This window comes from Parapedobacter sp. ISTM3, from assembly GCF_016533505.1.
Lineage (GTDB): Bacteria > Bacteroidota > Bacteroidia > Sphingobacteriales > Sphingobacteriaceae > Parapedobacter > Parapedobacter luteus.
Genome location: NZ_JAENGN010000004.1, coordinates 188,048 through 209,069 on the forward strand (window position 1 = coordinate 188,048; position 21,022 = coordinate 209,069).

The window sequence follows — 21,022 nt, forward strand, 5'->3', positions numbered from 1 at the left end:
GGACTTGCAGAAGTTAATGATCAAAAGGGAAACGCTTGAAGAAAAGCAAATAAGCATATACATCATCACGATCTTTGTGGGTGCATCTATCGGCCTGGGCTGGAATGGCAGCAAAATAGTTGGATTCGCGATTGAACCGGTCATCGGCGTGCTGCTTTACAGTATGTTCTGCCAAATTCCATTTCTTGAACTCAGAAGCGCGTTCAAGAACCGATCTCTTTTTAAAGCGCTCCTAGTGGGAAACTTCATTTTGATACCATTGCTTGTCTGGCTCTTGGTAAGCATAGCCCCATTAAGCCCGGTGGTAAGCATTGGTGTCCTTTTGGTGCTTCTCACGCCCTGTATCGACTATGTAATTGTTTTCACGCATCTTGGAAAGGGTGACTCCCGCTCTGTTTTGGTATCAACCCCCTTGCTATTCATTTTTCAGATGCTGTTGCTTCCTGCGTTTCTTTGGATTTTCCTTGGCAAAGACGCCGTCAGCATAATTGAGATTGCCCCCTTCATAAATGCATTTGTCTATTTGATAGTAATTCCCTTCACGCTTTCAATTGTCACACAGATGGCATCAAAGTACAACAACAGAATAGGAAGCGCAATCATGGGCTTTTCAGGCTGGCTTCCCGTTCCATTTATGGCACTGACGTTTTTTGTAGTTATTGTTTCGCAGATTTCCGCACTTCGCAACAATCCCGAGCCTATCTTTATGGTTCTACCGATCTATGTCACCTTCGCCCTGTGCGCTCCTGCTATCGGTATGCTTTCAGCTAAAATGTTTAACGTAGACTTTTTTGGCGCAAGAGCTGTTGCATTCTCAACAAGCACAAGAAATTCATTGGTAGTTTTGCCGCTAGCGTTTTCGTTCCCTGCTCCCGACAATCAATTGATAGCTGCGGTGATTATCATTCAGACTATTGTTGAAGTCTTATTTGAACTGATTTATATTAAGGTAATCCCACTTTTATCAAAAGGTCGCATATAAATGGTTTTGGTGATCAATTGATTTGATTACGGAACATAAATAAATGAATCTTTTCTGACCATTCTCAGGAAAATAACATTGAACCCTATTCACGATTATCTGTCTATAAATACAAGATCACTCAACGTTTTGATAAAAGAAATAAGGTCATCTTTCTCCTGCTCTGTAAGCGGAATCCGGTTGCCGTTCGCTTTCAGGATCGGGTCAAGGTTGTCGGCGTTCAATACGCCCCGGTCAAAATAATCCAGAACGGCTCTAAGCGTAGGAAACTGGCCGAAGCTTCCGTAAGGGGCGGTGTATTCGGAATTCCTCAGCGAGGGAACCCGGAAGCTCATAAAATCAGAGGGGACTCCCGTTACCCGGGCCCGTCCGGCCTCTTCGGAACTTTCACTCAAGGGAAAACCTATATTCCGGAAACTCTGGTCGGTAAACAGTTCCGTGCTGTGGCAACTCACACATTTCTTTTTGAACGTCCGGTAACCCCGTGCTTCGCCTTCCGTAAAGGTCTCTCCTTCGTTCCGCATTATCTTATCGTATTTACTATTGGCAGAAATCAGGGTGTATTCATACTGTGCAATGCTCCGGTAAATCCGCTCGGGCGTCATGTTTTCGTCGCCAAACGCCTTGGTGAACATAAGCTTGTATTCGGGCTCGTCACCTAGTTTGCCGATAGCTTCCAGAATCGACGAATCCATTTCTTCATGCGTGATAATCGGAACCAGCGGTTGCTTTTCCAGCTGGAGGATATTGCCATCCCAGTTATAAAACTCCATGAACGCCAAATTCTGTATGGGCGGGACATTCCGGAGTCCGACCCTGCTGTCAATCCCGATCGCCCGGGCATTGTTGTCGGCGAAAGCGTTCGCGGGTTTGTGGCAGCTGGCACAGGAAATCGTATTGTTCCCGCTGAACTTTTTTTCGTGGAACAGCTTTTCGCCCAATTCCACGCCGTAACGGGTGGGTCTGTTCCCGTCTACCGAAGGGTTTACCGGCGGGAATCCGGCAGGGATATCCAGTGCCAGCTCCGGGTTGTCGTATGGAATGGGCTCAATGGCGTCATCCCGGTTACACGACAGCAGTAGCAGTAGGATTAATGAAATACCGAATACGTTGTTCATTTTAAATTGAATCAATCTTGAAACTGTATCCTAAAGAGCCACCTATGCATTTAAATGTATAGGCGGCCCTTAAAATCGCTTTAATTTTCAACCTTGTCGACGGAAAACATTCCGGTAACGTCGCTTGATCCGTTTCCTCCCAGGTTGTCAACGAATTTCACCATTTGGTCAGCGGTGTGGATACTGGGCGTGGCGTTGTCATCCATCCCCGTTCCCGATGACAGCGTAATCGTATTGATCTTTCCGCTCAACAATTTATCAAAATCCGCATTGACAGTAATCCGGGGGGCGTTCTGGCCCACCACGGCGTTGGCAGGAAGGTCCAGCGAAATATCCCGGTAAGCATCCACGCCCTGCGTATAGGCTCCTTCCTCCCCGGCTATGGTACTTCCCGTATGGATGGACAGTTCCTTATGGTCGGCATCGTAGAATCCTTCGATTTTGGTAAAGCGGTATCCGGTTCCCCACTCCCACATCATTTCGGTATCGTTGGCTCCTGCTGCAACATAAAATTCCGGGAATCTTGCTTCATCCAGCGTATTCAATTCCTGCTTTACTCCCAAACCGAATTTCAGCTGGCTGTATTCGCCAACGGGGATATCCCTCAGCACGTAATCCAACGTCTGCGGTTTTGAATGGTCTATAACTGCTGCGCCCTTATCCAAATCGCTCACGTGGTAAGGGACTTCGCTGCCGTCTGCCTTAATCAGGCGGATGTTGCTGATCACATATTTCAGCTCGGAGAAGTGGTGGACCTGCCCTTCCGCGGAAGTGTTCTCTGTAGCGGTGGAGGAGGCGGCATCGCCAAGAACGATGGCGGTATTTTTGAACGTGTTGTTGAAATGCAGCGTAATGCTATTTGCCACCGGAAGGTCATCACGTTGGCAGGATGCCAATGCCAGTAAAGCAGCTGGCAGTAAAAGCGTTTTCGTTAGATTTTTCATTGTTTTCTGTTTTGTTGTTGTTTTGTGAATTGATTTATGAAGTATATGGTAAACACTAAAAATTAAATTTTAACGAGGTGAATACATTGCGTCCCATCCGCGGGATATTGCCCCAGTCGGCATACGTGCTGTAGTACGCGTTCAACAGGTTCTCTGCGCCGACCTGCAGCGTGGCTTTCATGTTTTTGACTGTGAACGTATAATCCGCCGAAGCGTTCCATATCACATAAGCCGGGGTTTGATCCTCGCCGTATTCCGGACTGTAATTTTCCTGCGTGAGGTCTCCATTCACCGATGTCTGTAAACCAACGTTCCCCCGCATGAAATGAAGCGAACTCTGATAGCTCAACGGACGGATGAATGGCAGGTTCCCGCCTTTTTCGTCCACTCCCCGCGCATAGGTGAGCGTTCCCTCCCAGTGCAGGTCATGCCGGATGTGGTAGTCGGCATTCAGGCTCATATTGAATAGCCGGGCGTGGTCCAATGACGTGTAGCCCTTCACACCGACCGACTGATAGTTCATCGGGCTGCCCAGACTCAGGATCCTTCCGATGATGTAGTGCTGGATATAGAAGTAATTGGCCTTGGCCCGGATGCCCATCTTTTCGTTTTTGAACCCTGCGCTCGCATTGACTTCGTAGGAGATTTCATTTTTCAGGTCGGGGTTTCCGATGTAGTCGTAACGGTCAAAACTGTTGTAGATGTAGTAGCCGTACCCCTCCGAAACCGAAGGTGCGCGGTGGCCGTATCCGCCACCGACGGAAAAATCAAACGGACTGAGGTCCAACAGGTAACTTGCGTGCAGGGCCGGCAGGATCCGGTCCTTTTGCTGTGGCGTTCCGGGGTGGAAAATCCAGTTGAACTCCGCATATTTGGAATAATTGTGGTTCCAGCCCAGGGATCCGCCGAAATTCACCGTGCTCATTGCCGAGATATCCCAGGTATTGTTCAGGGACAGACCGGCATACCGCGTGGTAACCCACGGCCAGCTGTACGCAAACATCGTCCGGTTGCTCCGATCCTGCGGATACATCCGCATTTCTGCGATGGATAGATTGTTGTACGCATTGAGCTGTATTTCAGCGGCGTAATCGCCGCTTTTCAGGTTCATATTGGATGTTAACCCATACGTGGTGCTCCAGCCCGGCATGTCCATGTGAACCAAATTCTCGGGACGCGTGGTGTCATCCATGTAGTGTTCCACCGCATTGAAATACAGCTTGGTATCCCATACCCGGATCAGGCCGTCTTCAAACAGCTGCTTATACGCGGCCGAGGTAATAAGCGCACGGGAGAGCCACAGGTCCATCGGAAGTGCGGGGTAGCCCACATCCTTTGCCATGTCAAAGATCGCATCCACCCGCAGGGAAGAAAACGGACTGGTTTTATAGGCCGCACCGAGGGAGGTGTTGAATTTGTTGTATTGCGAATGGTTCACCTCACTGCTGTTGCCATCGTAATAATTGCCCGCTTTCCGCAACGAAACGCTTCCATCCGCCACCCATTTGTCACTTGAATAGGACAGGTTCGCCAGGTTGAAAAACTGCCTGTTGTTGAACTCAAACCCGGTTTGGTAAGCACCGCTGAGCTCCTTTTCGAGGCCGAACGGCGTGCGCTTCCTTTTCAGGTCGATGCTTCCGGCTACCGTCGCCCCGTGCAGGCTGCCCTCCTGGCCGGATTTGATGTCGATGGTGGACAGGTTGTTGCTTTCCACATACGACGTGATCGGGTCCATTTTATCGGTACATGCACCGAAGACATGCATGCCATCAATCGTGATGACGGTACGCTCCGTACTCATGTTATTGAGTAAAGGCTCCCAGGCGTAGGCACCCCGCTTGATGAAACTGATGTTGTCGGAAGATGCCAGGAATTCATCCACCGAAACCGCCATTTTCAATTCGGTCTCGATTTTCCGTTTGGCAACGGCAACGACCGTCACTTCCTCCAGGAGCTTGGTGGTGTCACGTTCTCCCCGGGGTTGCTGGGCGCCCGCGGTCATTCCTGAAAACAGTACCACCGGAATAATTAGCTTTTTTATCATTTAGAATAAAATATCAATGTATAATTCGCTTTTTACGCCCTCCACCCCCGGTGTGAAATCCGTCGGCACCTCGGTTCCCTTCAGGATTTTTCCCTGCGGGTTCACCAGGATGAAATTCAGCGTCCAGTTTCCCGTCATTGTGTAGTTCACCACGCCGTAATACAGGCCGTCGCTTTGCTGCGTCAGGTTCTTGTTGTTGGGCGAGGAGTGGTTCCCCATGGAGGGTTCCGGCATCCGCGGATCCAGCAGCAGGGTATAGTCGTTTGCCTCCGTATAGGAAAACTGCGCAGGGTCCGGGAATGTTCCGGCCGGACCGGCGGGGTCGTTGTACCTGTAGATTCCGGCAACCAGTTCGTTTTCAGCTACCTTCGGCCGCTGCGGGGCTACCAGCGCGATGACGTACTGCTCACCGTCGTCTCCCGTAAACGCTGTCATGTTCAGGTTTTTGTTCGCCTGTTGCTCCACGGTGATGGATTGCTTTACGGCATGTGTCTGGTCGCCGACGGTGAAATCGATATAAAATTCCCAGGTTCCGTCCGGACGACTTTCGTCCGTAAATACAGCGTACCCCGAAAAGCGGTTGTCGTCCGGTTCGTAAACCAATTCGTACCGATGCGGACCGGAGCTGCTGCTTCCGTCCGTCCGGCTCATTACCGGCAGAAACGTTACCGTCGAAACGTCGGCGGGCTCACCGGTTTGGGCATCGGTAACGGTTAAGCGGATTTCATTATACCCCTTGTAGAACGTTCCATTCAACGCTTCGATGCTGATGCCGTAGCCTTCGCTACCAAAAGACACCGCTTCTTCAAACGCGTAATGTTCCGGGACTTCCGTGCTTATTTCCGCTTCATAATCCGTTTTATCCTTGGTGCAGGAAGCCACCCCGATACACAAAGCGATCAGATATAACCTATGTATGCTCATTATTTACAGGTATTTGTTTTCATTTTGAATGGATCTTAAACACGATCGGGTCGGCGGATACCTTCCTGCCGTCCTTGTGCAAGGTTGCGCGGATTTCCCACAGTCCGGCCATGGAAAGGTCGATTCTGCCTTCGTAGTATCCGTCCCCTTTCCCCCGAGCGTCCTGATTATCCGACGACCCGTGGCCCATATCGGGCATATAAGTTTCCAGCCGGATGGTATAGCCGTCTGTAGCGGGAAACGCATCGTGGTCGATGCCATGCAGCATGAATGCCGCCTTATGCGCACCCGCGGGGACACTGTCGGGCATTAGCAGCGACAGAAAAAACCGCCCTTCTGTTGCATCGATTGCCATTGTCCGGGTTACCGCGGCCTCTTCCACCGGCAGCTTGAACCGCAGTGAGTCGGTAGCGCCTTCTCCGGGTACCATCACGTCCAGCAGCCATCCGCTACCCATATCCGCCGCGTCTGCCATGATGAATACCACACTGCCGCGGTACCAGCCCGCTGCCAGTTCCTTCGGCTGCACATATGGAGCCGCGTGGGACATCATCCCCATGTCCATGAATGGCGAGAAAGAAACATCGGCCCCGGTGACGGGGCTGCTGTCCGCGTGTGTCAGTTTCAGGTACAGGTTTTCGTGCCGGTTTTTCAGTGCGGTCTCGGAAAACACAGCCACCTTCAGCCCCGTTCCGGCCAGTGTGGTGTCGCCGATGGGCGCCAATTGCTCCGGGACGGCCGTCTCCCGGTTTTCCGGAACGGCGTCCGTTCCGTTGTTATCGTCGGTGCTGTGCTGCGGGTTGCCGCACGATAGGATAGTAAGCACCGCAGCCAGCAGGGCACACCATCCGGCGGTGCCCTTCATATTCCGTCTTGTCATGATAAAATCAGTTGTTGTACCCCCTGCTGCCGGAAACGGATCGGTCCGTGGTCGCGGTTCAACCACGAAGGCAAGCCGGTTGCCTCCGCATTCCGGTACAGGGTAACTCCGCTATGCGAACAAGGATGGGAAACGCGGAGGGTGGAAATCGTCTTTTGAATACAGGTAAAGGTAAGCTCCTTCCGCCGAAACAGCTGGAATTGCCCGGGGCGCGGTCGGCGCATGTAAAGCGGTTGATTCCGGCAGCAGGAAAACCACCGATTCAACCTTGGGGTTCGCGTGACGGTCGCCGGGGCCTTTCTTTTCCTTATCTTCCAGCTTCTTCAGCTTCTTCATCAGTACGCACTGTCCGAGGCAATGCCGTTCGGGACGGTCGCGGTTCTCGCATAACGCTTGCGCGATGTACTGCCTATTGGCTCCATACCAGGCGAACACGCCGAGGCAGCCGAGGCATTGGCACACCAGCGAAAACAGGAGCAGTATGGAGACCGTCTTTTTCAAACCGCTAACCCTTATTGAGAAGTTTTTCGATGTCTGCGATTATTTTTGGGATGGAATCCGTGAGCGTACCGTCATAGAGTCCGCGGACACGCCGTTTTTCGTCCACCAGCGTGAACGCCCCGCTGTGGTTGAAGCCGCCCGGGGCCGTTGCATCCTCCTGCGCAAAAGAAAAATAGCCCTCCTGTCCGGCCAGCCGGTAAACTTCGGCTTTCGGGCCGTTCACGAAACGCCATAACGGGGGCGCACCCAGCTTATCAGCATATGCTTTCAATACCGAAGCGGTATCGTGGCCCGGATCGATGGTATGTGAGAGGATGGCAAACCGGTCGTTGCCCTCGAAATGCCTAGCGATGGTCAGTAGATTCCTGGACATGATGGGGCAGATGGTGGGGCACCTTGTAAAAAAGAAATCGGCAACGTATATCTTTCCATCGAAAGTTTTGTTATCCAACCAGTTACCATTCTGGTCGAGGAGGCGGAACGGTGGGATAGTATGGAACACCGTATCGATGCGTTCCATCCCGTCTTCGGTTGTCCTGACGTATTCCTTCTCCCCCAGGATGGGCAGCCTTTCCTGTCCGACACCAGAACAGGCCGCATGCGTGGTCGCGATCGCCGCGCATGCCAATAAATAAAATGTTTTCATCTCCGATTTTGTCAATGGGTAACCGCTGTTGCCCGATGAGTCCGACATAAATGACACATCCCTGCCACAACCGGCAGGCACGTAACGCACTAAAGTTGCACGTCAGGAAATCGGAGGGTGGAAAATAGCGTGCTCCAGCTGGAACACATAGCGTGGTTCGGGTTGTGGCAGGTAACTGACGATATGCGTAAAACCCGGAAGTGTGCCGGTATCGATATTTTCTGTCACCTGCGAAAATAGCACCACTTCCTTGAGCTTGAAGTCGGGCTGCTGCTGTTCCTTCTCGTGTTGCTCCTTCAATTTTTTCATCAGCACACACTGGCCTTTACAGGAACTGTTCAGGACAAACCGGTTTTCGCACTGGTTTTTGGCGATGAAGTCCCGGTTCGCATAGAAACCCACCGCAACCCAGAGAGCCGAAAGGCTCTGCAAAAGCATGGCAAGGGCCAGAATCAATGCAAACGGTTTACTCATCTGCCGCAAAAATAGCGATTTTTTAGTTTCGGGGCAAATCCTTCGCTTTTCAGTTTAAGCCGATACATAAGTGACATTAGTAGAATCTCATTGGGAACTACTTGCCAATAAGTTTGATCAAAAAAACGAGTTGCTTAATGCGCTCCCGTGACCCGTTGAATTGTCGTTAACCATTGTCAGCAATTATTTAATTTGCTGGATGCATCAATCGAAAGCCTGAAAAGTATTCCCATAACCATATAAAATTATTTTCTAAACAAATCAAGCCTTCTTCGGTTTCATATTTATGATGTACAGACTTACGGTGATTCTTTTTGTCATTCCATTCCTACTGATAAATAGTGGGAGTTTTACTTCTTATTCCGGTAGTGATTTTTTACCCCGGTGCCATTCTCAATATTCTACTCAAAGCGAATCCCGGAAGTCAGAATTCTCTTTTACTGAAAATTGCTTACACCTAGCTAATAGCAAATGCCATTGTTATAGCGCCGAACTACTCGTATACCCATTCTTAGATAAAGTATTAAATCCTATTAGTCCACAAAGTATAGTTGTATCGCTGTCTCAATATTTCACTGATAGCAATGCCGAATATTTTAAAACTGCGCCGTCTGTCTGCAGCACTATACCTATCTATATTAGAGTACGGTCCCTATTAATTTAGAAAAACCTATTTACACACCTGAAGGAATCAATCGTTTTAAACCAATCGTTTTAAACAATTTAAAGTCAAGGATCATGAACGTAGGAAATAAAAAAACAGAAAATATTGAAGGTCTTAATAGACAAGACGAACGAGAACACCATTCCCATGCCGAGCACCATGAAGGTGCCGCTCGGAGCAACGAGCCGGAACATCATGAGGAACCGGAACATCACAAGCATGACGAGCACCGCAAAAGCGGTGGCAAGGATGAGGAAAGTCATGATGAAAAGGAACACCATCCCCATGCCGAGCACCATGAAGGTGCCGCTCGGAGCAACGAGCCGGAACATCATGAGGAACCGGAACATCACAAGCATGACGAGCACCACAAAAGCGGTGGCAAGGATGAAGAAAGCCATGATGAAAAGGAACATCATCCCCATGCTGAGCACCATGAAGGTGTCGCTCGGAGCAACGAGCCGGAACATCATGAGGAACCGGAACATCACAAGCATGACGAGCATCATAAGAAGCAGTCCGATAAAAAACCGTCGTCTTCTGACAACAAAAGCTAATGTAGTGAAGAGAGGATAATTGTGACAGTCGATACGTATTGACCGGGTCTGTATTGTATTATATACCGACTCGGTCAATATTTGACAGCATCTCCTGCTATCCAAGACATCTTTTAGCTCTTCACAAGCATTAACCACAACCAGATCCTGGTCACAAGGCATCAGGAATCCGAAAGAAAATTACGGTGAGCACCACTGCACTACGTCAAAGCCGGCTTTTTTCGCGACTGTGGCAATAGTTTTACTTATAAACTGAAAATGCTGCGGACGATGGTTCCGAGTAAAGGATATTCACTCTTTATTTCTACTTATCTTATTAACTAACCACTCCGGTGGCTTGATTGGGATCATCTCATACTGGAAATTTCCAATTCCCGTAAATGCAAAAATTTAAATCAAAGAAGCTTCTTGAACGCTAAAATAGAGAAAACAGTGAACTTTAGCCATTCATACCGATTCACATTCTAAAACAAAGTATAAAAAATGAAAGATCAATTTGACGTAATTATCATAGGTTCAGGTCCCGGCGGATATGTGGCAGCCATACGCTGTGGACAATTAGGATTGAAGACAGCCATCATCGAGAAATATCCTGTGCTTGGCGGAACCTGCCTCAATGTTGGTTGCATTCCCTCAAAGGCAATGCTGGATAGCTCTGAGTACTATCACCAGATAAAGGCCAATGTTCAGAACCACGGTATATCAGTCGATAACCCAAAAGTCGATCTGGCTGCGATGATAGAACGTAAGGAAGGTGTTGTTTCCAAAATTAACAGTGGGGTCAGTTTTCTAATGAGGAAGAATAAAGTGGAGGTTTTTCAGGGAATAGGTTCGTTTGTTGACAAGAATACTATTCTTGTTAAATCCGATATCGGGGAAAAAGCCATTGGCGGAAAGCATGTCATTATAGCGACGGGTTCAAAGCCCGCTTCGCTTCCCAATATATCCATCGATAAAAAGCGCATCATCAGTTCAACCGAAGCGCTTATTTTAAAAGAAATCCCCCGCCGCCTGATCATCGTTGGCGGAGGAGTAATTGGTGTGGAACTTGGATCTGTCTATGGAAGGCTGGGAAGCAAAGTCACAATACTGGAGTACACCGACAGTATTATTGCAACAATGGACAGGAAAATGGGATCGGAACTTCAAAAATCATTAAAGAAGAAGTTGGGTTTTGACTTCTTGCTAAACCACAAAGTCACTGGAGCGACCAATAATGGGGATACCGTTACAGTTACAGCGGAAGACAAGGATGGCAAAATCAATTCCATGGAAGGTGATTATTGTCTTATGGCAATAGGAAGGAAACCTTATACGGAAGGATTGGTCTTGGAAAACGTTGGCATTGAGCTTTCTTCTAAGGGTCAGGTTGTAACGGATGGGAATCTGGAAACAAACATCAAGGGAATTTATGCCATCGGCGATGTTGTCAAGGGTCCGATGCTTGCACACAAAGCATCGGAAGAGGGTATCTATGTGGCAGAAATTATTGCGGGGAAGAAGCCGCATATTGACTATAACCTAATTCCAAATATCGTGTATACAGATCCCGAAGTGGCCGGCGTCGGCAAAACCGAAGAAGAGCTTAAAGAATCAGGTAGGCGATACAAAATCGGCCAATTTCCTTTTTCCGCCTCTGGCAGGGCAATTACCAGCGGTAAAACCGAGGGGGTGGTTAAAGTTTTGGCCGATGAGGTAACAGATGAAATCCTGGGTGTCCACATCATTGGAGAAAGGGCCTCCGATCTAATCGGGGAGGCAACCCTCGCTATGGGCTTCCGTGCCGCGGCAGAAGACGTGGCGCTTATCTCTCATGGACACCCCACGTATTATGAAAACTTTCGTGAAGCCTGTCTTGATATAGAAAAAATGGCAATTCATATCTGAAATTACGGCAGACACTGTTATTAAAAAAATAGGCAGTCGCTTATAAACCTATATTATAAGCCGCTGTTTAATCAACTGTCGCAGATGATCATCCCGCTTTCACAATAAACTGGTACGGTAGCAGGTTTACCTCTACGTCAAAGACGGTGTATCCAGCCTCTTTCAGCTCCACGATCACCTCATCCATCGTAACCTTATGGTCGATCGGCGGCCCTACCGGAAGATCGGCCTTAAAGAAGTCGATGATAACCAGCTTACCTCCTTTTTTCAGTCCCTGTTTCACCTTCGCAAAATAGTCCGGTCGGTTATCGATGTGGTGGTAAGTGTTCACCATGAAGACCATGTCAACCTCATCGTTTTCCAATGCCGGACTGTCATAAGGGAGACGGCGCAATTCAACGTTTTCCAGATGTTCTCTTTCTATGCGGTTTCTCAGGTGTTTCTGGAACTCATCATCAACGTCGCCAGCGATCACCCTCGCACCTGCATTGGCTAATTTCACTGAAAAGTAACCACTTCCTGCACCGATGTCCATAATCGTTTTTCCCTTCACATCCCCTAAATACTGTAATACCTTTTCGGGTTGCTGATAAGCATCGCGTTCTGGGGACTCAAAATGATTTATCAGATCTTCGACCGAAGACTGGTGCATATGTTCATTGGCACTTGCCCCATGCTTTTCGTCATTGTGCTCCTTTTGTTCCTGAGCGATAACCGTATTGGCGGCCAACATGGCAAATACCGCCATTATTAACCTACTTACCGTTTTCATTGTCCCATAATTGAAATTAGACTACAAATTGTTACCCGATTTATAGTAAACATTTTTTTAGTTAGATAGTTTGGTCAAATAAACGCCCATGGGCTTTTACCATACAGGGATATAAGGATACAGAAGATTAATGTTAATTAATATGCGGATGTCCAATGTCGCTCTCCTAAGCAACACTACGCGTCCAACCTAGTGTTCGCTCAGCTGTCCGATGTCGGTTGCTCCGCTTTTTCAACGCTAATGCCAGATATTCGGATACACCGTCTACCTGGAAAGCAATATGCTCCCCTTTGGTTGGGGTATAGTATGCGCTGCGCTTTCATGCTACTTCAGCTTCTCCCTGATGGCATCCTCTTCCGCAAACCCAGAATGGTCCCATACGATTTCGCCGTCTTTGTACAGTTTCAGTACCGGGAGTCCGGAGATACCCAGTTCTTTACACAACGCCGCATTTTCATCGGCGTTGATTCGGAGGACCCTGACTTTTCCGTCCATATCCGCGATGATACGGTCCATGTATGGTTCCATCTTTTTGCAGGGCGCACACCAATCTGCATAAAAATCAACGAGTACGGGTTTATTTGAATTCAGCAGCGCTTCATACTCCGTAAGGGTCATTCCGGCCCCTTGGTTTGCAAGGGAAACCTCGCGTAGGCCGGCCGCCCGCCATTTCATCATGCCCCCCTGCATTTCGTAAACGTGCCTGAATCCTGTCTCACGCATCACTTCCGCAGCAGCAGTACTCCGGCCTCCGCTCAGGCAGTATACGAAAACCGGCTGCGATTTGTCCAGCGTAGCCAACTGCTCCCGGAATTCAGATCCGGTCCAGTCCAGGTTCAGAGCGTTTTGAAGGTGGCCTTTTTTGAATTCCCCCGGTGTCCGTACATCAACGATGATCCCATGCTCGGTTGACGCTATTTTATCCGCAAAGCCTTCAGCGGATAGACTGATTGTGTCGGTCAGCACCTGCCCGCTGGCAAAACCGTTCACCACTATCGAGAAGAATAACACAGCGATATATCTCATATTGCATCTATTTTAATGATCCAATGGCTACCGTTTCATAACGGCAATCATCGATACCCGCACGCCTCACCCAATTGACCCGCGGAATTGGCGGCTTTCCACAAATATCGATAATCCTTATGACATGAGAGGAATCTGAAAAAGGAAATCTCCCTTTAATCGCCTCCGGCAACTTCTTTGATGCCCTGGATCATTTCCAGGGCAGAATAATCCCGTCCCTTCCATAGGACAACCATCTCCCCTCGTTTGTTGAGAATAACCGTCGTCGGAATAGCGCCCAAGGTAGTCGGATGGAATACCAGTTGCTGGCTTAAAGACCGGCGGTTATACCTGTCTTCCTTCATAAAGTCCGTGGATTGTTCTATTTTATTATCAACATCAACCATGAGAAACTCGATATCGTTATGGTCTTTGAATGCTCAGTTCCTCTCCGGTTGTTCCAAGCCCCTGCTTGCCTGGATTCCTTTCAAGCCACATCCTGCTTGCAACGATGATGAGTTCCTTGAGTTTGGTCCTTGCCTCGCCTCAGTCCAGCAGTCATCCTTTTCCAGTTCCCGCTTTATTGCTCCGTAAGCGTGCTTACCGAGCGATGTTCGTCGCCTGTCATCAAAATTGACGGGGTTTCGAAAACATTATTGAACAGGATTCCGTCACAGGTCATGCTTCACAATGTAATGGTTTTGAAACCGAGTTCCTGAAGACCGAAAAGATACCGGTACGCATTCGGCGTTGTCTGGACATAGGGGTTGTACTGCGCTTTGGTGACACCGAGCCTTTGCATCGCAAATTCACAGACGACCAGCTTTATGCCGTATTTTTTTGCCGTTTCAACCTGCTTTTTCAGGTCCTTGTTGCTGGCCAGTTCCTTGACGATCTCACCGGCCATCACGATCTCGAACTGCGCTGACGGGTGTTCTTCCTTGATATTCTCTCCCACCAGCATGGCTCCCATGAAGTGCCGCGTACCCTGTACAAGCATGGCATAACTTCCGTCCTTTCTCACCAGGCTTTCGATGTCGGGACCGGATAACGACTGCGCCTGTCCATAGGACGGCACATACCACGAGAGGCCAAAAATAACGAATGCTAGGATTACGATTTGCTTTTTCATTTTTCTTTATTTTTAAAATCCTTCATCTTCATGTATGTATATTACCTGTAATATAACCTTAAGCTTTTCATTAGCAGACAAAGCTATACCCAAATCTTTACCGTGACAAATAAAAATATAATTGGAAACCGGTATTATTTTTCTGATCCTAAGCGGATGAATCTTTCGCCCGCATTTTAATCGCCCTGTACCGGTAGCGCGGCATAAGTGGGTAACCTTTAGCCTGTAAGATAATTTTGGCGGTTCGACTGAACTCCCACCAATAGGCGTTCACTTTTTTACCCCCACTTATTCCGGGAAAGTCACGGAATAAGTGGGATATGTACCGCTACGAGTATTAAGTAGTAAGCCTTTATTCCATCGTCATCCCTCCGTCGACAACCAATTTCATACCGGTGATGAATTTGCTGTCTTCGGAAGCCAAAAATAGTACTCCTTTTGCGATGTCGTCGTTGGTTGCGTATCTTCCCAATGGAATAGTGGCCTCAAAGCCTTTTTTTGCAGACTCCGCTTCACCCGGGGCAAAGCCTTCTTCCAGGGAGCGCATCATGCGATTATCTACCGGTGCTGGGTGGATCGAATTAACACGGATACCACGCGGGGCTGCCTCTAGTGCGATGGTCCGTGTAATCCCGATCACTGCGTGTTTACTGGTTACATACGCACTCATCGACCCGAATCCCATCAAACCAGCTACCGAAGAAGTATTGATAATACTGCCTCCGTTGTTCATTTCAGGCAAAACATATTTGATACCTAACCAAACGCCTTTAACATTGATGCTGAGCAATTTGTCGAATGCTTCTTCCGGATATTCGGTTATCGGTTTAACAATGCCCTCAATTCCGGCATTATTGAAGAATACGTCAATCTTTCCGAACTGACTCACCGCGTACCGGACGTACTGCTGGACATCAGACGACTTGGAAACATCCGCCAACACATAGGTGACGTCCGGACTATTCAGTTCCGAAACCACTTTCTTTAGTGTTTCCTCGTTAATATCAACTAGAACGACCTTTGCACCTTCCTCCAAAAACAATTTTGCTGTAGTAGAGCCAATCGCGCCGGAACCTCCGGTTATAATAGCTACCTTGTTTGTTAACCTTGCCATTTTTTAACTTTTAAGTAAATAACCTATTTCTTTATGGTTTTAAAAGTAGGGAGCTATTTCGCAATTGGTCGTAACCTTAATCACGTCGAGAAGTGATTTTTGTCAACTATCTAATTTCAATTTTTTTGTTTGGCACCTCAAAACACATAACTTTATAAATTTCGGAAATTGAGCAACAAAACAGCCATCATGCAAATGACAATACAAGATTACCTGAATACGTATTTCAGCCATTTCGAACCGAACCTTAGAAATGCTTTGGCCGAAAGATGCAGTCTCAAGAGCTTCGTTGCTGGTGAACAGTTGATGCAGACCGGCCAGTATTTCAAGTCCACCATGCTGATTGTCGGAGGGCTCGTCAAAGTATACCGGCAGGGAGACGACGGCGGTGAGTTTTTCGTTTACCACCTGGAACCGGGCAGTGCATGTGCACTGTCGATGATATGCGCTACCAAACAGGAAAAAAGCGAAGTATTGGCCACTGCCGTCGAAGATACCACGGCATTGCTGGTTCCGATTGCGATGATGGATGACCTGATGCGGGATTACAAGACGTGGTATTATTTCGTGCTAGAGACCTACCGCTCGCGTTTCGAGGAGTTGCTGGAAGTCATCGATCATATTGCCTTCAAAAGCATGGACGAACGGCTGGCCTATCACCTCAAAAAACTTAGCAAACAGCACGGTTCCAGGGAACTGTACACCACCCACCAACAGATTGCCAACGACCTGGGCTCCTCTCGGGAAGTGATTTCGCGGTTACTGAAAAAGATGGAACAGCACGGAAAAGTGATTCTCCAGCGCAACTCCATTCAACTACTTGATTGATTGTGACAAATTTATAGAAGCCGTGTGACCTTGGTCACCAACAATACACCGTACCGTGTCGACCTTTGCGATGGTTACTTTCAACTATCGTAAAATATGGAAATCGTCGGTTATCTCGCTTCATTATTTATCGGCATCGCGTTAGGCCTTATCGGTGGTGGTGGCTCCATACTCACCGTACCTGTATTGGTCTATCTTTTTGGCCTCTCCCCTATTATGGCAACGGCCTACTCGCTGTTCATCGTAGGCGCTACGAGTCTCGTAGGTGCATGGCCCAAATACCGCAAGGGGCTGGTGGATGTGAAAACTGCCGTTATCTTCGGTATTCCTTCCATAGCCGCGGTATATGCCACACGCAAGTTTTTAGTTCCGGCCATCCCGGATACGATTTTCACCATCGGCGATTTTACCGTCGGAAAATCCATGGCTATCATGCTGTTGTTTGCCGTGATGATGTTTGCCGCTTCCATCTCCATGATCCGGAAAAAGCCCTGTAAGGACTGTCCGGATGATGCCGATATCCGGTACAACTACCCCCTGATCCTGCTGGAAGGACTGCTGGTCGGCACGCTCACCGGACTGGTCGGCGCCGGTGGTGGGTTCCTCATCATCCCCGCACTGGTATTGCTGAGCAAGTTGTCCATGAAAAAGGCCGTAGGCACCTCGCTGCTGATCATCGCGGCCAAATCCCTCCTTGGGTTCACGGGTGATGTGTCCAATATGCCCATCGAATGGGGATTCCTGCTGCTGGTTACTGGGCTGGCCATACTCGGATTCTACGTGGGGAACGGGATTTCGGGCAAGGTATCCGGCCACAAGCTACAAAAGGGTTTCGGCTGGTTTGTGCTCATCATGAGTATTTATATCCTGATTAACGAACTTTTTCTTTAACGATCATATCCGAAGGTGACGGAAGTCACCGAATCGAGGTATCCCACGCCTTTACCTTTGTATCATTAAACATATAACACAAATCGGAAATCAATCAAATAAAAATAACCATGCAAATCGAACAGATTTACACCGGATGTCTGGCGCAAGGCGCTTACTACATCGAAAGCAACGGCGAGGTCGCTATCATTGACCCGTTGCGGGAAGTCGACCCCTATATCAAGCGGGCGGAAAAAGACGGTGCGACCATCAAATATGTACTGGAGACCCATTTTCATGCAGACTTTGTATCCGGCCATATTGATCTGGCCGAAAAAACCGGAGCAACGATCGTGTATGGACCTACGGCCCAGCCGGGATTTGCCGCGCATGTAGCCGAGGATGGCGAAAAACTGAAATTGGGCGACGTGACCATCACCGTGATCCATACACCTGGTCACACCCTGGAAAGCACTAGCTTCTTGATTACCGACGAGATGGGAAAAGAAGTAGGCCTCTTCACCGGCGATACGCTCTTCATTGGCGATGTGGGCCGCCCCGACCTTGCCCTAAAAGTAAAGGCAGAGCTTACCGAAGAGATACTTGCCAGCCATCTTTATGATTCATTGCATACTAAAATCATACCCCTGGCCGACGATATCATCGTCTATCCTGCCCATGGAGCCGGATCGGCCTGTGGCAAGAACATGAGCATGGAAACCACCGATACGCTGGGCAACCAGAAGAAAACAAACTACGCACTGCAGGACATGTCTAAAGAAGCGTTCATCAAGCAGGTGCTGACAGGACTTATGCCACCCCCGGCTTATTTCCCGAAAAATGTATTGATGAATATCCAGGGATACGACAGCATCGATGAAGTGCTGGATCGGGGCATGCAATCCCTGAATCCGGCAGCCTTTGAAGCGGCTGCCAATGAAACCGATGCCATATTGCTGGATACGCGGGATGCGCAGGTATTTGCAAAGGGGTTCATTCCCAATTCCATCAATATCGGGATCGACGGCAGTTTTGCCCCATGGGTAGGCGCCCTCATTCCCGATATCCGGCAGCCTATCCTCATTATTGCCGAAGAAGATCGCGAGGAAGAAGTGATTACGCGCCTCGCCCGCGTGGGTTATGATCATGCTATCGGCTACCTTAAGGGCGGTTTTAAGGCTTGGCAGGCAGATGGTCGTGAGGTCGACGCCATTACTTCCATCACGGCAGATGAACTGGCCTTGCTAAGAGAAGCAAACGCTGACCAAGCCATCCTCGATGTCCGGAAACAAAGCGAATATGACGCCGAACATGTGATCGGTGCACAGAACCTGCCATTGGATTATTTCAACGAACGCCTCAGCGAAATCGATAAAACCAAGAAGTACCATGTCCATTGCGCCGGGGGGTACCGTTCGATGATTCTAATCTCCATTCTCCGGGCAAGGGGGTATGACAATCTAATTGACATACAGGGCGGATTCAAAGCCATCAAAACGTCGGACAAATTCGCCATCAGCGACTATGCATGCCCGAGCACGATGCTATGACAGTTTAGTAACGTTTAATAATCACCGATCCTGCCACCGTATTGGCGGCAGGATCAAAAAATCAAGAAAATGGAAACCACAACAATGACAACCATGCCGAGGATCGGCGATCAGGCGCCGGATTTTTCGGCCGTTACCACTACGGGACCGATGACGTTCTCGGAATATAACAAGGGTAGCTGGGTGATCTTCTTCTCCCATCCTGCCGATTTCACACCCGTCTGCACGACCGAAATGAGTGGTTTTGCGCAGGATAGTGATTTTTTCGGGCAACACAACACCAAACTGCTCGGACTGAGCATCGACAGCATCCATTCGCACATCGCCTGGGTCAATGCCGTCCATGAAAAAACAGGGGTGCTTTTCGGATTCCCCATCGTGGCCGACCTGGATATGAAGGTCAGCAAATTATATGGCATGCTATAGCCCGGAGAAAGCGAAACGGCGGCCGTACGGGCGGTCTTTTTCATCGATCCTGTCGGCAAAATCCGCCTCATCATGTACTACCCGCTCAACGTCGGCCGGAATATGGAGGAAATCAAGCGTGCGCTGCTCGCGCTACAGACTTCCGACGAACACCAAGTGGCCATGCCGCTTAACTGGCAGCCCGGCGAAAAGGTTATAATCGGCGCCCCAAAAACGTTGGAAGCGCTCGCCGCGCGCAAGGCCAGCGATCTGGAAATGGTAGACTGGTACCTGGCGAAGAAGTCACTTTAACAAGTCATCGATTAAACACAATAACAATGAATTTTCTAACTGCCCTTTTCGGCACCTCCGAAAAAGCTGATTTTAAGCAGCTCAAACACGACGGTGCCCTGATCATCGATGTGCGGACACCCGGCGAATTTGCGGGTGGGCACATCACCGGGAGCATCAACATCCCATTGGATAAAATTCCTGCCCGAGCGGCGGAACTGAAAAAGAAAAATAAACCCATCGTCACCTGCTGCAGAAGCGGAAACCGGAGCGGTATGGCCAAAACCATACTGGCTGAAGCCGGATGCGAAGTGTACAACGGCGGGGCGTGGAATGTACTGAACGAAAAAATCAATTGACGCTTATGATTGAATGGTTGAAACAACCGTGGCCGTGGTATATCGCCGGCCCATTGGTGGGACTCACCGTCCCCGTACTGCTGACTCTGGGCAACAAGCACTTCGGCATTTCGGCCAACCTGCGCCATGCCTGTGCCACCTGCTTTCCTTCGGACATCAAATTCTTCAAGTACGATTACCGAAAGGAATTCTGGAATCTCTTTTTTGTCGTCGGTGCCTTCGGCGGCGGAATCATCGCCATGTGGCTACTGGCAGATCCCAACCCCATCGTCGTCAATCCTGCACTGGTTAACGAACTTGCCGGATATGGCATCAACGACTATTCCAGCATGGTCCCGCAACAGCTCTACAACTGGGATTATCTATTGTCAGCAAAGGGTCTCATGATGATGGTAGGTGGCGGATTCCTCGTCGGTTTCGGCTCCCGCTATGCCGGAGGCTGCACCAGCGGGCATTCCATCATGGGGCTGAGTACCCTGCAATGGCCCTCGCTCGTCGCAACGATCTGCTTTATGATCGGCGGTTTTTTAATGGCCAACCTATTTTTACCATTTATTTTAGGATAAACGATGAATAATTCAGCAATAAAGCAAACAGATTTTGAGATCCGTGCCCAGGATACGATATGCATCAATGAATCACAGCTGCAACACAAATGGTATCACAACATCAAGTACCTCATCGTGGGTATCTTATTCGGGATTGTCTTCGTCAAAGCCGAGGTCATCAGTTGGTTCCGTATCCAGGAAATGTTCCGCCTGCAATCGTTCCACATGTACGGCATCATCGGGTCGGCGATCGCCGTGGGTGTCCTGTCCGTTTGGTTGATCAGGAAATTTAACATCAAGACCATCTACGGCGAGCCCATCACGTTCACGCCGAAAAAATTCAACAAAGGGCAGATTTACGGGGGGCTGATCTTCGGCCTAGGCTGGGGCCTCACCGGCGCTTGCCCGGGGCCTTTGTTTGTCCAGATCGGCACGGGTGCCACCGTGGTAGCCGTCGTGCTGCTCAGTGCAATCGCAGGCACCTGGATGTATGGTAAACTGCGGGATAATCTGCCGCATTAATGCAA

At 49.0% G+C, this 21,022-nt stretch carries 24 protein-coding genes; 10 read left to right on the forward strand and 14 right to left on the reverse strand.

From position 1 onward, the window contains the following. Positions 1–16 precede the first annotated feature (16 nt). The gene (locus tag JHJ32_RS07795; RefSeq protein WP_200120575.1) at positions 17–982 is read left to right on the forward strand and encodes an arsenic resistance protein; all 966 of its coding nucleotides are present in this window, start codon (positions 17–19) and stop codon (positions 980–982) included. A 95-nt stretch (positions 983–1,077) separates the two neighbouring features. On the opposite strand, the gene JHJ32_RS07800 is transcribed toward JHJ32_RS07795, so the two are convergent. The 9 genes from JHJ32_RS07800 to JHJ32_RS07840 form a co-directional block, all read right to left on the reverse strand. Next, positions 1,078–2,100 carry a cytochrome-c peroxidase gene (locus tag JHJ32_RS07800; RefSeq protein WP_200120576.1) on the reverse strand — a complete coding sequence of 341 codons (1,023 nt, stop codon included), beginning with the start codon at positions 2,098–2,100 and terminating at the stop codon, positions 1,078–1,080. A gap of 80 nt (positions 2,101–2,180) precedes the next feature. After that, the gene (locus JHJ32_RS07805; protein WP_233632544.1) at positions 2,181–3,044 is read right to left on the reverse strand and encodes an MbnP family protein; all 864 of its coding nucleotides are present in this window, start codon (positions 3,042–3,044) and stop codon (positions 2,181–2,183) included. A 55-nt stretch (positions 3,045–3,099) separates the two neighbouring features. After that, positions 3,100–5,088: a TonB-dependent siderophore receptor gene (locus JHJ32_RS07810; RefSeq protein WP_200120577.1), complete on the reverse strand. Its 1,989-nt coding sequence runs from the start codon at positions 5,086–5,088 to the stop codon at positions 3,100–3,102. Beyond that, on the reverse strand, positions 5,089–6,012 hold the full coding sequence (locus tag JHJ32_RS07815; protein ID WP_200120578.1) for a hypothetical protein: 924 nt from the start codon (positions 6,010–6,012) through the stop codon (positions 5,089–5,091). 19 nt (positions 6,013–6,031) lie between these two features. Beyond that, a complete protein-coding gene (locus JHJ32_RS07820; protein WP_200120579.1) occupies positions 6,032–6,892 on the reverse strand; it encodes a FixH family protein in 861 nt (286 codons plus the stop codon). 111 nt (positions 6,893–7,003) lie between these two features. Further along, positions 7,004–7,393, reverse strand: coding sequence for a hypothetical protein (locus JHJ32_RS07825; protein ID WP_200120711.1), 390 nt, complete (start codon positions 7,391–7,393; stop codon positions 7,004–7,006). Positions 7,394–7,397: 4 nt separating this feature from the next. Further along, entirely contained in the window at positions 7,398–8,039 is a 642-nt protein-coding gene (locus JHJ32_RS07830) for an SCO family protein (RefSeq protein ID WP_233632545.1), read from the reverse strand. 102 nt (positions 8,040–8,141) lie between these two features. Further along, a complete protein-coding gene (locus JHJ32_RS07835) occupies positions 8,142–8,513 on the reverse strand; it encodes a hypothetical protein (RefSeq protein WP_200120580.1) in 372 nt (123 codons plus the stop codon). 729 nt (positions 8,514–9,242) lie between these two features. Beyond that, the gene (locus JHJ32_RS07840; RefSeq protein ID WP_200120581.1) at positions 9,243–9,686 is read right to left on the reverse strand and encodes a hypothetical protein; all 444 of its coding nucleotides are present in this window, start codon (positions 9,684–9,686) and stop codon (positions 9,243–9,245) included. 531 nt (positions 9,687–10,217) lie between these two features. On the opposite strand from JHJ32_RS07840, the gene lpdA reads away from it, so the two are divergent. Then, a complete protein-coding gene (gene lpdA / locus JHJ32_RS07845) occupies positions 10,218–11,621 on the forward strand; it encodes a dihydrolipoyl dehydrogenase (protein WP_200120582.1) in 1,404 nt (467 codons plus the stop codon). 88 nt (positions 11,622–11,709) lie between these two features. Here the strand turns inward: lpdA and JHJ32_RS07850 are convergent, their stop codons facing one another. From JHJ32_RS07850 to JHJ32_RS07870, 5 genes are all read right to left on the reverse strand, one after another. Then, positions 11,710–12,393: a class I SAM-dependent methyltransferase gene (locus tag JHJ32_RS07850; protein ID WP_200120583.1), complete on the reverse strand. Its 684-nt coding sequence runs from the start codon at positions 12,391–12,393 to the stop codon at positions 11,710–11,712. Between the two features lie 324 nt (positions 12,394–12,717). Next, positions 12,718–13,419: a thioredoxin domain-containing protein gene (locus JHJ32_RS07855; RefSeq protein WP_200120584.1), complete on the reverse strand. Its 702-nt coding sequence runs from the start codon at positions 13,417–13,419 to the stop codon at positions 12,718–12,720. Positions 13,420–13,574: 155 nt separating this feature from the next. Further along, positions 13,575–13,805: a hypothetical protein gene (locus JHJ32_RS07860; RefSeq protein WP_200120585.1), complete on the reverse strand. Its 231-nt coding sequence runs from the start codon at positions 13,803–13,805 to the stop codon at positions 13,575–13,577. A 278-nt stretch (positions 13,806–14,083) separates the two neighbouring features. After that, positions 14,084–14,530: a DsrE family protein gene (locus tag JHJ32_RS07865; RefSeq protein ID WP_200120586.1), complete on the reverse strand. Its 447-nt coding sequence runs from the start codon at positions 14,528–14,530 to the stop codon at positions 14,084–14,086. 352 nt (positions 14,531–14,882) lie between these two features. Beyond that, complete coding sequence (locus JHJ32_RS07870) at positions 14,883–15,644, reverse strand: SDR family NAD(P)-dependent oxidoreductase (protein ID WP_200120587.1); 762 nt, start codon at positions 15,642–15,644, stop codon at positions 14,883–14,885. 189 nt (positions 15,645–15,833) lie between these two features. Between JHJ32_RS07870 and JHJ32_RS07875 the strand changes: the two genes are divergently transcribed. From JHJ32_RS07875 to JHJ32_RS07910, 8 genes are all read left to right on the forward strand, one after another. Then, positions 15,834–16,472 (forward strand): Crp/Fnr family transcriptional regulator, encoded by a 639-nt coding sequence (locus JHJ32_RS07875; RefSeq protein ID WP_200120588.1) that lies wholly within the window; start codon positions 15,834–15,836, stop codon positions 16,470–16,472. 96 nt (positions 16,473–16,568) lie between these two features. Further along, a complete protein-coding gene (locus JHJ32_RS07880) occupies positions 16,569–17,363 on the forward strand; it encodes a sulfite exporter TauE/SafE family protein (protein WP_200120589.1) in 795 nt (264 codons plus the stop codon). Between the two features lie 110 nt (positions 17,364–17,473). Next, entirely contained in the window at positions 17,474–18,892 is a 1,419-nt protein-coding gene (locus JHJ32_RS07885; protein ID WP_200120590.1) for a rhodanese-like domain-containing protein, read from the forward strand. A gap of 69 nt (positions 18,893–18,961) precedes the next feature. Continuing rightward, positions 18,962–19,318 (forward strand): redoxin domain-containing protein, encoded by a 357-nt coding sequence (locus tag JHJ32_RS07890; RefSeq protein ID WP_200120591.1) that lies wholly within the window; start codon positions 18,962–18,964, stop codon positions 19,316–19,318. Positions 19,319–19,390: 72 nt separating this feature from the next. Then, complete coding sequence (locus tag JHJ32_RS07895; protein WP_200120592.1) at positions 19,391–19,609, forward strand: hypothetical protein; 219 nt, start codon at positions 19,391–19,393, stop codon at positions 19,607–19,609. 26 nt (positions 19,610–19,635) lie between these two features. Then, entirely contained in the window at positions 19,636–19,947 is a 312-nt protein-coding gene (locus JHJ32_RS07900) for a rhodanese-like domain-containing protein (protein ID WP_200120593.1), read from the forward strand. Positions 19,948–19,952: 5 nt separating this feature from the next. After that, the gene (locus JHJ32_RS07905) at positions 19,953–20,513 is read left to right on the forward strand and encodes a YeeE/YedE family protein (protein ID WP_200120594.1); all 561 of its coding nucleotides are present in this window, start codon (positions 19,953–19,955) and stop codon (positions 20,511–20,513) included. Between the two features lie 3 nt (positions 20,514–20,516). After that, positions 20,517–21,017 (forward strand): DUF6691 family protein, encoded by a 501-nt coding sequence (locus JHJ32_RS07910; protein ID WP_200120595.1) that lies wholly within the window; start codon positions 20,517–20,519, stop codon positions 21,015–21,017. The last annotated feature ends 5 nt before the right edge of the window (positions 21,018–21,022 follow it).